Source organism: Streptococcus sp. 23.2 (genome assembly GCF_016648665.1).
Classification (GTDB): Bacteria; Bacillota; Bacilli; order Lactobacillales; family Streptococcaceae; genus Streptococcus; species Streptococcus salivarius_E.
This window is the reverse complement of record NZ_JACLQJ010000007.1, coordinates 46,455-59,230: the sequence shown is the minus strand read 5'-3', so window position 1 is coordinate 59,230 and position 12,776 is coordinate 46,455. Positions and strand designations below refer to the sequence as shown.

Here is a 12,776-nt window from a genome sequence, read left to right as displayed (position 1 = left end):
AAAAAACAATTAATCAGCTAAATTTACAAAATCTACAAATGCTTTAAACTGATCTAAGCCTTCACTATTAGTCTTATAAACACCAGCATCTTCCAACACACGAGCGAAAATATCAGCAACTGATTGGCGAACAACTTTCTTCGCATCATCAGCTGTCACATTTGGATTTTCGGCCTTAAGTTTATCCGCCCATTCTTGGTGCATTGGAGCAACTTGGTTACCTTGACCTAATAGATAATCTTCAACATCTTTAAGTTCTGTTTTCAAACGAGGAGGAAGAATGGCCAATCCCATAACTTCAATCAAACCAATGTTTTCTTTTTTAATATGTTGAACATCTTTATGTGGGTGGTAGATACCGTCTGGATGTTCTTCAGAAGTTTGATTGTCACGAAGAACCAAATCTAATTCAAATTTACCGTCTTTTCTACGAGCAATTGGGGTAATGGTGTGGTGAGGTTGTCCATCAGACTCAGCCAAGACACCAACTTTTTCGTCTGAATAACCACGCCAACAATTTAAAATTTTGGTTGCAAGAGCAATAAGTCTTTCCTTGTCTTCACTTCTAAGACGAAGAACAGACATAGGCCAATTAACGATACCAGTCTCAACATCAGAGTATCCATCAAAGCTAACTTTTTCTTTAATGCCTGCTACTTCCATTGGGAAGGTGTGGCGACCACCTTGATAGTGTTCGTGTGTAAGAATTGAACCACCTACAATTGGAAGATCGGCATTTGAACCTGCAAAGTAACCAGGAAATGCTTCAACAATTGATAGGAGACGACCAAATGTCAATGGACTGATGTGCATTGGTTCGTGCTTACCATAAAAGAAGATAGAATGTTCATTAAAGTAAGCATATGGTGAATATTGGAAGCCCCAATCATTTCCTTCCATTTGGAAACGAATAACACGGTGATTACTACGAGCTGGGTGATTGATGCGACCAAGATAACCTTCATTTTCCATACAAAGTTGGCATTTTGGATAATCAGAAGCTACCGCATTTTTAGCTGCAGCGATGGCTTTTGGATCTTTTTCAGGTTTTGAAAGGTTAATCGTAATTTCCAAGTCACCGTATTTAGTAGGTGCTTTATAAGCAATATTTTGTGCAATGGCTTTGACTTTCACATAATCATTGCGTTTACTTTGTGCATAAAAGTCAGCAATTGCTTGCTCTGGGGCAGATTTATAAGTATCCCAGAAGTTACGATTGACAGCACTAGGGCTTGGTGTAATCAAGTCCATGAGTTGAGCACCGATGATATCTTGTTCTTCATTAAGTTCACCTACAGAACCAGCTTTAACACCTGCTTGAAGCAACTGGTCTTTAAGGTCAATCAACTCAGAGCTATCTGTTTCAACATCAGCAACTCCTTCTCCAACCAAAGCAAAAACTTTGTTTGTCAAATAGATACGGTCCAATTCCTCATAATCACTATTTTCAATAACCAGAGTTACAAAAGTGTTTACTAAATTTTCAGCCATAATCTCTACTTCTTTCTCATTAATCAAGTACTCGTGAACCGCCAGCTACTTCAGCAATATAGAAGCTTGGTGCATAACCAACGACTTCTTCATAACGTTGACCAACTGCTTTTTTGAAATCTTCAACTTTATCTTTGTTTACTAACGCGATGGCACATCCACCAAATCCCGCTCCTGTCATACGAGCTCCAAGAACACCTTCTTGTTCCCATGCTGTGTGTGCCAAAGTATCAAGTTCAAGACCTGTAACTTCGTAATCATGTTCCAATGACACGTGAGAAGCATTCATAAGACGACCAAAGCCTTCCAAATCACCTGATTCAAGTGCTTTACGAGCTTGAAGTGTACGTTGATTTTCAAGAACTGCGTGACGGGCACGTTTGATACGGTTTTCGTCTTTAATCAAGTAGCTGTATGCGTCAAATGTCCAGAGGTCCAATTCACCAAGTGTTTGGATATCAAGCTTTTCTTGGAGTTCAGATACTGCTGTTTCACATTCAGCACGACGTTCATTGTATTTAGAATCAGCCAATTCACGACGTTTGTTAGTGTTCATGATGACAACAACATTGTCTTTAAGGTCAAGTGGTACCAAGTCATACTCTAAAGTATTTGTATCCAAGTAAATCGCACGTTGTTCAGCTCCCATACCAATAGCGAATTGGTCCATGATACCAGAGTTAACGCCGATAAAGTCATTTTCAGTTTGCTTACCGATTTTAACCAAGTCAAGGCGTTCCAATTTAAGGTCATAAAGTTTTTCAGCAATAACACCAATCAACAATTCCAAAGATGATGACGATGACAAGCCTGATCCATTTGGAATGTTACCATAGATGTAAATATCCATACCTGAATCAATCGTATGACCAGCTTCTTGCAAGAAATGAAGAACACCTTTTGGATAGTTTGTCCAGTTGTGTTCTTTTTCAAAACGAAGATTTTCAAGTGGTACTTCGATGATGCCTTTATCCTCAAAGTTACCTGAGAAGAAACGCAAAACTTTGTCATCACGTTTGCGGGCCGCTCCGTAAGTACCTAGGGTAATGGCTGCTGGAAATACATGACCACCGTTGTAGTCCGTATGCTCACCAATCAAATTAATACGACCTGGAGAAAAGAAAGTATGTTCTGCTTCTACACCAAAAACTTCTTTAAACTTTTCTCTTAACTGTGATGTCTTCATAGGATGTACCTCACTTATTCTTTTTTACACTAACAGTGTAACCCCTTTCACAAGGAAAATCAATATTTTTACTGTTTTTTTAGTAAAAAATAGGTAAAATATTAGAAATTATGATATACTTTGGATGAAAGGAGAACAATATGGCTACATTAAAAGATATCGCAAAATTGGCTGATGTATCAATCGCAACTGTTTCACGTGTTCTCAACCAAGATGAAAACCTCTCCGTTACTGAAGAAACCAGGCACCGTATTTTAACTGCGGCAGATGAAATCGGATATACCAAACATCAGAAAATCGGAAACTTGAAAAAAGAAAAACATCAAGTGGCAATTATCCAATGGGTAAGTGAGGAAGATGAGTTAGACGATCTCTACTACTACAACATTCGGCTTGGAATTGAAACAAGAGCCCATGAGCTAGACTACGAGATGCTTCGTTATTTCAATGACATTCCTTTTAGTCTCGCTGAAGAAGTCATAGGTATACTTTGTATCGGAAAGTTTAGTCGTGAACAGATTACTGAATTGGAATCATTGGGTAGATCACTGGTCTTTGTAGATAGTGATACCCTACTTCAGGGACATCCTTGTGTGACAACTGACTTTGAAAATGCTGTTCAAACGGCACTAAGTTATCTCACTGAGCAAGGGTGTAAGAGCATCGGTCTTTTAACAGGGCAAGAAAAAACAACGGATTCAACTGAAATCGTTCCGGAGCCTCGTTTACGTTCTTATCGTAACTACTGTATTGAAAAGAGCATCTATGACCCTCTTTTGATTCTTTCAGGTAATTTTACAGTTCGATCTGGCTATGACCTTTTAGCCTCTAAAATAGCAAGTGGTACACCCCTACCAGATGCCTACTTTGCAGCTAGTGACAGTCTGGCTATCGGTGCTCTTAGAGCCCTTCAGGAAAATGGCATTAATGTCCCAGAAGATATCCAGATTATCTCCTTTAATGACACCAGTCTAGCCAAACAAGTTTATCCGCCACTTTCTAGTGTTACTGTTTATACCGAAGAAATGGGACGAACGGCCATGGATGTCCTTAATAAACAAGTCTTGGCTCCAAGAGAAATCCCGACACTTACTATGTTAGGCACTAAACTGACTCTGAGAGAAAGTACGAAATAACAACTATTTAATAGAAAAATGTGGTCGCCAACAGTTAGTTGACAACCACTTTTCTTTTTATTTCACTTTCACACAAATAGCATCCCAGGCTTGGAGTTTGCCTTGGTCTGTAATTGGCTCTAATTCGGTATTTGCGATGACGACTTCTGCGACTTCAAAATCATAATCAAAGTCTTGTTCTTGGTCTGATAGATTAACTGCAATTAGATAGCTGCTATCCTGAGTCTTACGGATATAGGCAAAGACCTTATCGGCAGTTTCCAAGAGTTCAAAGTCAGCATCAATCAACCAATCCTGTGTTTTGCGAAGCTCAACCAGTTTCTGATAGGTATAGAAAATCGAATCTGGATTAGCAAGGGCTGAGGCAACATTGATATCTTTATAGTTAGGATTAACAGCTAGCCATGTTTGTTCTGCTGAGCTAAAGCCAGCATTTTTAGACGTATCCCATTGCATTGGTGTTCGAGCATTGTCACGACCCACCTGACGGATTTGGTCCATGATAACTTCTATCGATGCCCCTTTTTCGAGAGCTTCTTTGGCATAGTTGAGAGATTCAATGTCATTCAATTCTTCCAAAGTTCTAAAAGGATAATTGGTCATGCCGATTTCTTCACCTTGATAAATGTAAGGTGTTCCTCTCATCAGATGAAGGAGGATAGCCAAGGCCTTAGCTGACTTCTCACGATAGACACCAGTATCTCCCCACATTGAGAGAATACGAGGCAGATCATGATTATTCCAAAAAAGTGAGTTCCACCCTTGTCCCAACTCTAACTCGGTTTGCCATTTATTAAAAATAGTCTTAAGTGCTGAAACATCCAACTCCTTCTCATACTCCCATTTAGGACTATCTGGCTTATGCTGAAGTCCAATATGTTCAAACTGGAAAACCATAGAAAGTTCTTGATTATCAGGATTTGAATACTGTTTAGCAATTTCAGGTGTTGCTCCCCAGGTTTCACCAACGGTTAGAAGGTCGTGCTTTCCAAAGCTTGCCTGGCTCATCTCCTTGATATAATCGTGAAGTTTTGGACCGTTTGTATCAATCAGTTGATCTGGGATCTTACCAATCATATCAATCACATCCATGCGGAAACCACCGATTCCCTTATCAATCCAGAAATTCATCATGTCATAAACTTTCTGGCGCAACTGTGGATTTTCCCAATTGAGGTCTGGCTGTTTCTTACTAAAGAAATGCAGATAATATTGACCTGAGGTCTCATCATATTCCCAAGCAGAGCCACTAAAGATAGATACTAACTCATTAGGTTTGTCTCGCCAGATGTAGAAATCTCGTTCAAGACTTTCTGGATTTTCACGCGCTTCGATGAACCATGCATGCTCATCAGACGTATGGTTAACCACCAAGTCCATAACAATTTGAATATCACGCTTCTTGGCTTCCGCCAAAAGCTCATCCATGTCACTCATATCCCCAAAAATATCCGCAATAGCCTCATAGTTAGCAATATCATAACCATTGTCGTCCATTGGGCTATCATAAACAGGAGAAAGCCAAAGAGCTGTAATTCCGAGTTTTTGAAGATAATCTAGTTTACTTGTAATCCCCTTGAGGTCACCGATGCCATCACCGTTGGAATCCATGAACGACTTGGGGTAAATTTGATAAATTGTAGCCTTGTGCCACCAGTATTTTTGCATGATTCTACTCCTCGTAGTTATTATTATCGTGAGTCTGATAGTTCTATTTTACGTTTTTCTAGAAGTTATGCAAGCGTTTTCTTTTGTTGTTTAAAACATTTCAATGACCTATACTCCGGACTCCATAAACTTTTGGTAATATTGAAAAATAATAGAGTTGAAATGTAAGGTTAGCCTTTGCTTATTTTAACAATACAAAAAATGACAGTTAATACCTTAACCGTCGCTTTTTACTTTTTGGGCAAGACCATAACAAAGCGCCTCCCCGTAGAACTTTCTTCAAATCTATAGCTAAGTTCCTCATGCTCTAAAAGGTATTTGACCACAAAAAGGCCTAATCCTCCTTCTTTCTTAGACTGAGCTTTAGTTGAAATATTTTCTTTAGATACACTCGTATTTTCAATGACAAAATCAGTTCCTCCATTTTCTAAACCTATTCGAACCACTCCACCCTTATCAGAATGCTTGACGGCATTACTGATAATATTTGAGAGAACCAATTTCAAAATAGCTAAATTCATGAAAATACTAGTTATCGGAAGATAATTTTCAATTGATAGGGAGCGAGTCTCAACCAACACTTGATTTTGAGTGAGTATGCGATTTACCACATCATCTAACTGGATCCACTCCTTTTCACCACCTAATTCTTGGATAGAAGATAGGGACAGGATTTCCAGGACGATCTGGTTCATCTCATCGACGATATCGAGGGACACCGATAGGTAGCGGTCCCGATCCTTGTAGCGACCAATATTATCTCGCATATTTTCTAGGATAATTTTCAAGCTAGCTAGAGGCGTCTTGAGTTCATGCGAAGCCCCTCTTAGAAATTCGACCTTCATCTGCTCCAACTTCAGATTTTCCTGTTTCTGCTGCTCTAGATTGTCGATCACCTCTAGGAGATGATGATAGAGGTCGTTGATCTGTTGCTTAAGGACGCCGATCTCATCCTGCGAGTGAATAGGAAGACTGGCTGTCCGATCCAGCCGCTTCATCCGCTTGGTCATCTGCTTGATCTCAAGGATCGGAGCAGAAATCATGCGGGCATAGAGATAGGAGGCAATCAGCGATAGAACAAAGGAAGCAAGGAGACTATAGGGAAGAAAGCCCAGACTAATGTCCCGCGCTTCCTTTTGCGAATCGACGGTCGCTAAGAATTGCAAGGTTAAGTCTTTCCCTTCCTTGGTCTGAATCTTTCGCTCTTCAATAACCAGAGAATTATTCTGGCTGTCAGGGTTCACGAGCAGGTCATCCTTGACCTCTAGGGCATTTTGTTTTTCCTTGCCCTTGATTGTGACCTTGATATCGTTGGTCTTGGAATATAGGTCGATGACAGACTCAATGGTTCCTTCTTCCTGACCTTGGAAACTCTTGGCTAGGGCTTGCGATTTCTTCAAAATCGTCTGGCGCTGAGACTCGATATAGGTCGACGGGAAAATAAAGTAAACCGAAGCGTGTAGAAGGATGACTAAGCCACTAAAAAGGGCAAATGTGATCAGAAAGATCTTTGCAAAGATACTCCGTTTGGTCATGGTCTCTCCAATTTATAGCCGACATTGCGTACCGTGACGATACAGTCCAGCTCTAGTTTTTTTCGTAGTTCCTTGATATAGACATCGATCACCCGGTCAAAGGGAATCTCCTCTGTCTCCTTCCAGACGGCATCAAGGATCTGAGATCGGGTCCGGGCCTTGCCTTCATGCTGGAGCAGGTATTCCAAGATTTCCAACTCCTTGGCGTTCATGGAAATAGCCTGCCCAGCTAGACTGGCGGTATAACTCTCAAAATCCACCCGCACATCTCCATATGTGAAAACCCGGGAAGGTTGGAACTTTTTAAAAATAGCTTCGATACGGACCTTCAAGAGGGACAAAGAGAAGGGTTTTTCCAGGTAGCCGTCCGCCAACTCTCCAAAGGCTGTCAACTTATAGTCCTCGTCATGAAAGGCCGTCAGCATGAGGACAGGGACCGAGCTAGTCTTCCGGATAGTCTTGAGCACTTCCAAGCCATTGAGGATAGGAAGCTGGATATCTAGCAAGACCAGATCTGGCGCTTCTCTGTGAAAGAGGTCCAGGGCCTCCTGCCCATCACCTGCTTCAAAGACATCATGGCCACATTCCATGAGATAGTCGCTCATCCCTTCTCGAATCAGAACTTCATCTTCTACGATTAGTATCTTCATACATTATCCTTTTAATCTATATATGGTCTCTTTCTTCCATTATACCGTTTTTTATAGATGCAGCAAACTTATCATTCAACATCAACTAAGAGGTCCTTGGGTTTCTTGTGAAGAAGCCAGCGAGAGGAAATCAAGGATACCAAGCTTAAAATAAATCCACCGACTAGAATGACTACCAAAAGTTGCTTAGGTTGGACTGTCATGTGAATCTGAGTTAGAGTCTTACTGAAGCTTTCTGCCTCAGCCCCTCCACCAAGATTTGCAGCTAGAGATTCTTTGGTCATTTGCTTATTGATACCTTCTGTTACATTGGAAAGGACTGTATTACCAACTTTTTCGGCAAAGAAACTAGCTAAACCATATGACAAAAGAAAGGCTGGTAAGGCAATCATCAGCAATTCTATTAAAAACTGACCCGCAACCTGTGTCTTTTTAAGTCCCAAGGCCAAAAAGATACCAACTTCTCTACGACGAGCATTTAACCATAAAATTAACAGAAGGGTTAGCAATAAACTTGTAAAAATGAGACTTCCAATAAACATACGATTTGCTACACGATACATCCCAAGAATAGATTCCTGTAAAGCAGGGTAGTTTGATGAACTCTTAACAAGATCGTAGAGGGTCCAGTTAATGTCCAACTTTTGAATCTTTGCTATCAAGGAATCAATATTTTGATCACCTTTAGCAAAGAAAGTGGCATCCTCATAAGTGGCAGTTTCTACGGTATTACCATAGAGTTTTGCAGCTGTGTCTAGATCAGAGATGAGGGTGTTTTCATACAACTCCTGAGCATAGGTAACGGCAGCTTGATTTTGACCAGAAAATAAACCTTTGATAGTCACTTCTACTGTTTCATCAGCCCTTTTTTCGTTATCAGCATCATAGAGATTAGATTTAAGCTTTACTTTATCTCCTACATTAAGACCATTCTTTTTAGCTAAACCTTCGTGCATCAAGATTTGATTATGGTCCTTATCGGTTAGATGTTCTCCTTCAACTAGTTTATAAGCACCTGAAACAAATTTATCTTCTTTTGATGAGTCATTGACTCCTGTCAACATCAAGGTAGACTTAAAATTTTTAGCACGTTCTGGCGATTGATTTTGTAGCGTTTGCTCTGTTTCAATAATCTCATAATCTAGTAAATCACCAATACCATTTATCCGTTTAATAGTTGAAACAATTCCTTTAGTCTCACTAATCTTTTTAATATCTTCTCCCTTAAGATTTCCAGCCCCTCGAGGAGTTCCAGGATTCGTGTTACGATTAATCTGCATTGAAAAACTATTGGTAATTGCCCCTAGACTCTTTGATGCAGCTTCTTGGGTTGCACTTCGCATAGCAAGTCCTAACAAACTAAGAGTACTCATCAAAAGAATAATAGTTAACAGTAATAGTGACTTTGACCATTTTCGTGTAATATATGCAAAAGCGTTTCGAAACATAAGAGTCCTTTCTTTATTTTTTCTTTTCTATGAGTTGTTTCTTCTTCAACTCTAAAACCACATCAGATGCCTGAGCAACTTCCTTACTGTGCGTGACAACTATAACACATTTTTGGCGATCTAAGGCCATTCTTTTAAGGATAGCAATAATATCCTTGGCAGTTTCGTCGTCTAGATTTCCTGTCGGTTCATCTGCTAAGATAATCGGAGCCTCTGAAACCAAAGCCCGTGCAATAGCTACGCGTTGTTGTTGCCCACCTGAAAGTTGCAGGACATTTCGATTAATTTGTTTTTCATCTAATCCCAATTCAGAAAGTATCTTCTTATCAGCATTTTTATTAACAAGTCGTACATTTTCTAAAGGTGTAAGATAATCAATGAGATTGTAATTTTGAAAAACAAGCGCAACATGGTGTCTACGATGATAACTAGAGCTTTTTTTCTTGATATTTTCTCCGTTAAACAAGACCTGCCCCTTCTTGGGATAATCAAGACCTGCCAAAAGGGAAAGTAAGGTCGTTTTTCCCGCTCCAGATTGCCCAATAATACTATAAAATTTACCTTTCTCGAAACGATAATTCACCTTCGAGAAGATAGCTTCACTTTTATTTTGATAACTATACGTAACATCTTTGAGTTCTAACATAGTGTTCCTTTCTCCTTAACTCATATTAGATAAGATTTCTTTTGGAGTTTTGCGCCAAATGAGACCTGTTGTCACACCGAGCGATAATATTACCAAGACTAGAAGACATAGATAAGATAGACCTAAAGGTAGTCCCTGAGGAATGTGATCTAATAACTGAAGAGCCTGCTGCTGTCCTTGCTGTCCTATAAATTCTTGCAAAAACAGTCGACTTAGTAGTCGTCCAATAGCAAGGGCTGGTAGCAAAGACATAAGGGACACCAACAATATCTCCATAAGAAATTGAGCAAAAATGCGTCCCTTGCTCTTCCCAATTGCTAAAAGAATACCTATCTCATGATTTCTCTCACGCGTCCATAGTGCCATTAAAAACGAGAGGATACCTGCTCCTGTAACAATTAAACTAATCATCATCGTTCTGACTATTTCTTGTAGCGCTTGAGACGATTCCTTCAAGGAGTCAAAAGCCTTTCGGTCCTCGTCCAAACGTAGACGATACCAATCGATATCTAATTGTTCGACTTGTTTAATGACTTGGTCGATTCTATCTGGATTCTTAATACCAAAGGATAATTTTGTCACTAACTTATCAGTCAAATTAAGCAGCTGGCTAGAGTCCTCATAATGGAGGAAGACTTGATTTTCACTTAAATCTGAGGACATTCCAGTAAATGTCTCCTCCTTCTTGCCAGAAAAAATACCAACGATATCAAAGCTCATTTTCTTAGCTCTATTTTCAGTCACCTGAAAATTGGACAAGGTCAGCTTGTCTCCGACGCTTAGCTTATTTTTCCTAGCAAGCGATTCATGAATCATAATTTGCCCTTTAGCAGATATGTGCTTCCCCTTAAGGAGTTGAAAAGCACCACTCCTAAAATCAACACTTTGTCCTGTTTCCTTAGTAAAAGTGGCTCCCAAGGCTTGATTAGCCTCATTATCAAGATCATCACGTTCCACCGTTTGTTTTCCTGTAACGACCTTCTTATCGATAAGTCGCACTGGGCTTATATATTCAGGTATCGTTGTCATCACATCAGATAGATGACTAATCTTTTCCCCCTCTTTCCAGGAAAATGCACTGCCTCTTTCTTTACTTACCAGAGCAAAACTTGCCCCACTTGACTTCCTGATTTGTGCTTTCATTCCTCCACCAACTTGCATAAGAGAGAAACAAAAATACAAGCAAGATAATATCAAAAATAAAATGAGAAAAAGTATAAAATTCCGCGTTTTTTTGCGAAAAATATAAGCAGTTGCCTGTTGTAAGAGAACCATCTTCCACCTCCATTTAAGACATTAGCCCTCAGCTATACCAAAGATAAGTGAGGATGCTTTAATTTCTTATTCTAATTATAGACGACAAATGTGAAACCTTTATGAAATTAAATATTCTAATCATGATTGACTTTAAACTCTTTTTCTCCAACAAATCGACTTTCGCTAATAGCATTTACCTCAGGCATTTGATATAATTTTTCTCAGAGGTATTTTTATTTATGAAGAAACAAGCTTTTAGTTCCGAACAGTATTTGAATCTGCAACGCGACCATATTTTGGAGCGCATTAACCAGTTTGACGGCAAACTCTACTTGGAGTTTGGTGGTAAAATGTTGGAGGATTTCCACGCTGCTCGTGTCCTTCCTGGTTATGAGCCTGACAATAAAATCAAGCTCCTTCAAGAGCTTAAAGATCAGGTTGAAGTGGTTATCGCCATCAATGCTAGCAATATCGAGCACTCTAAGGCTCGTGGTGACCTTGGAATTTCTTACGATCAAGAGGTCCTTCGTCTGATTGATAAATTCAACGAGCTCAATATCTATGTGGGTTCTGTTGTTATTACGCAGTATTCAGGTCAACCTGCGGCTGATGCCTTCCGTAACCAACTGGAAAAAAATGGCATCACGTCTTACATCCACTACCCTATCAAGGGCTATCCAACGGATATGAACCATATCATTTCTCCTGAAGGTATGGGAAAAAATGACTATATCAAGACCAGCCGAAACCTTATCGTTGTTACTGCTCCTGGTCCTGGTTCTGGTAAATTGGCGACATGTATGTCTAACATGTACCACGACCAAATCAATGGCATCAAATCAGGTTATGCAAAATTTGAAACCTTCCCAGTTTGGAATTTGCCACTTCATCACCCAGTCAACTTGGCCTATGAAGCTGCCACTGCCGACCTTGATGATGTCAATATGATTGACCCATTCCACTTGGAAACTTATGGCAAAACTACGGTAAACTACAACCGTGACATCGAGATTTTCCCAGTCCTCAAACGTATGCTTGAGCGCATCCTTGGTGAGTCACCTTACGCTTCACCTACTGATATGGGTGTTAACATGGTTGGTTTTGCCATTACGGATGATGAGGCTGCCAAAGAAGCTTCCAAACAAGAAATCATTCGTCGCTACTATCAAACCGTCCTTGATTTCAAAAATGAACGTGTTCCTGAGACTGCTGTCAAGAAGATTGAGTTGCTCATGAATGATCTTGGTATTACTCCTGAAGATCGCCAAGTGGTCGTTGTAGCACGCGCTAAGGCTGAAGAAACAGGTGGTTCTGCTCTTGCCCTCGAATTGCCAAATGGTCAAATCGTAACTGGTAAGAATTCAGAACTCTTTGGTCCAACTGCAGCTGCTTTGATTAATGCTATCAAGACTTCTGCAGGTATTGATAAGGATACTAAACTTATCGAGCCTGAAGTGGTTAAACCTATCCAAGGTCTGAAAATTGACCATCTGGGTAGCCGTAATCCTCGTCTCCACTCCAACGAAATCCTTATCGCCTTGGCCATTACAGCTGCCAACAATGCGGATGCGGCGCATGCCATGAAGGAACTTGGTAACCTCAAAGGTTCTGAAGCTCACTCAACAATCATTCTTACCGATGAAGACAAAAATGTTCTTCGTAAGCTCGGTATCAATGTGACCTTCGATCCTTACTATCAATACGACAAATTGTACCGTAAGTAATTCATGATTTAAAACAAGAAAGACCTCAGTTTTAC

At 40.0% G+C, this 12,776-nt stretch carries 10 protein-coding genes; 2 read left to right on the top strand and 8 right to left on the bottom strand.

From position 1 onward, the window contains the following. Positions 1-9 precede the first annotated feature (9 nt). Together galT and H7T98_RS05265 are read right to left on the bottom strand one after the other, a co-directional pair. The gene (gene galT / locus H7T98_RS05270; RefSeq protein ID WP_201061426.1) at positions 10-1,491 is read right to left on the bottom strand and encodes a UDP-glucose--hexose-1-phosphate uridylyltransferase; all 1,482 of its coding nucleotides are present in this window, start codon (positions 1,489-1,491) and stop codon (positions 10-12) included. Positions 1,492-1,510: 19 nt separating this feature from the next. Then, on the bottom strand, positions 1,511-2,677 hold the full coding sequence (locus H7T98_RS05265) for a galactokinase (protein WP_013990347.1): 1,167 nt from the start codon (positions 2,675-2,677) through the stop codon (positions 1,511-1,513). A gap of 140 nt (positions 2,678-2,817) precedes the next feature. Between H7T98_RS05265 and H7T98_RS05260 the strand changes: the two genes are divergently transcribed. Then, positions 2,818-3,813 carry a LacI family DNA-binding transcriptional regulator gene (locus H7T98_RS05260; RefSeq protein WP_201061424.1) on the top strand — a complete coding sequence of 332 codons (996 nt, stop codon included), beginning with the start codon at positions 2,818-2,820 and terminating at the stop codon, positions 3,811-3,813. A gap of 57 nt (positions 3,814-3,870) precedes the next feature. Here H7T98_RS05260 and dexB read toward each other — a convergent pair whose 3' ends face one another. The 6 genes from dexB to H7T98_RS05230 all read right to left on the bottom strand — a co-directional run bounded on the left by dexB (position 3,871) and on the right by H7T98_RS05230 (position 11,035). Further along, positions 3,871-5,481 carry a glucan 1,6-alpha-glucosidase DexB gene (dexB, locus tag H7T98_RS05255; RefSeq protein ID WP_201061422.1) on the bottom strand — a complete coding sequence of 537 codons (1,611 nt, stop codon included), beginning with the start codon at positions 5,479-5,481 and terminating at the stop codon, positions 3,871-3,873. Positions 5,482-5,711: 230 nt separating this feature from the next. Beyond that, positions 5,712-7,016 (bottom strand): sensor histidine kinase, encoded by a 1,305-nt coding sequence (locus tag H7T98_RS05250; RefSeq protein ID WP_201061420.1) that lies wholly within the window; start codon positions 7,014-7,016, stop codon positions 5,712-5,714. Beyond that, positions 7,013-7,666, bottom strand: a complete 654-nt coding sequence (locus H7T98_RS05245) for a response regulator transcription factor (protein WP_138261626.1) — start codon at positions 7,664-7,666, stop codon at positions 7,013-7,015. The genes H7T98_RS05250 and H7T98_RS05245 overlap by 4 nt, the downstream gene beginning before the upstream one ends. 71 nt (positions 7,667-7,737) lie before the next feature. After that, a complete protein-coding gene (locus H7T98_RS05240) occupies positions 7,738-9,114 on the bottom strand; it encodes an ABC transporter permease (protein WP_201061418.1) in 1,377 nt (458 codons plus the stop codon). A gap of 13 nt (positions 9,115-9,127) precedes the next feature. Beyond that, positions 9,128-9,760 carry an ABC transporter ATP-binding protein gene (locus H7T98_RS05235; RefSeq protein ID WP_014632914.1) on the bottom strand — a complete coding sequence of 211 codons (633 nt, stop codon included), beginning with the start codon at positions 9,758-9,760 and terminating at the stop codon, positions 9,128-9,130. Between the two features lie 15 nt (positions 9,761-9,775). Continuing rightward, a complete protein-coding gene (locus H7T98_RS05230; protein WP_201061416.1) occupies positions 9,776-11,035 on the bottom strand; it encodes an ABC transporter permease in 1,260 nt (419 codons plus the stop codon). Between the two features lie 221 nt (positions 11,036-11,256). On the opposite strand from H7T98_RS05230, the gene H7T98_RS05225 reads away from it, so the two are divergent. Further along, the gene (locus H7T98_RS05225; protein WP_201061415.1) at positions 11,257-12,741 is read left to right on the top strand and encodes a DUF1846 domain-containing protein; all 1,485 of its coding nucleotides are present in this window, start codon (positions 11,257-11,259) and stop codon (positions 12,739-12,741) included. Positions 12,742-12,776: the final 35 nt, after the last annotated feature.

Bases quoted from the DNA above. Each gene is read 5' to 3' on its own strand.
- galT (WP_201061426.1), bottom strand. From the start codon at position 1,491: ATGGCTGAAAATTTAGTAAACACTTTTGTAACTCTGGTTATTGAAAAT.
- H7T98_RS05250 (WP_201061420.1), bottom strand. From the start codon at position 7,016: ATGACCAAACGGAGTATCTTTGCAAAGATCTTTCTGATCACATTTGCC.
- H7T98_RS05265 (WP_013990347.1), bottom strand. From the start codon at position 2,677: ATGAAGACATCACAGTTAAGAGAAAAGTTTAAAGAAGTTTTTGGTGTA.
- H7T98_RS05230 (WP_201061416.1), bottom strand. From the start codon at position 11,035: ATGGTTCTCTTACAACAGGCAACTGCTTATATTTTTCGCAAAAAAACG.
- H7T98_RS05240 (WP_201061418.1), bottom strand. From the start codon at position 9,114: ATGTTTCGAAACGCTTTTGCATATATTACACGAAAATGGTCAAAGTCA.
- dexB (WP_201061422.1), bottom strand. From the start codon at position 5,481: ATGCAAAAATACTGGTGGCACAAGGCTACAATTTATCAAATTTACCCC.
- H7T98_RS05225 (WP_201061415.1), top strand. From the start codon at position 11,257: ATGAAGAAACAAGCTTTTAGTTCCGAACAGTATTTGAATCTGCAACGC.
- H7T98_RS05260 (WP_201061424.1), top strand. From the start codon at position 2,818: ATGGCTACATTAAAAGATATCGCAAAATTGGCTGATGTATCAATCGCA.
- H7T98_RS05235 (WP_014632914.1), bottom strand. From the start codon at position 9,760: ATGTTAGAACTCAAAGATGTTACGTATAGTTATCAAAATAAAAGTGAA.
- H7T98_RS05245 (WP_138261626.1), bottom strand. From the start codon at position 7,666: ATGAAGATACTAATCGTAGAAGATGAAGTTCTGATTCGAGAAGGGATG.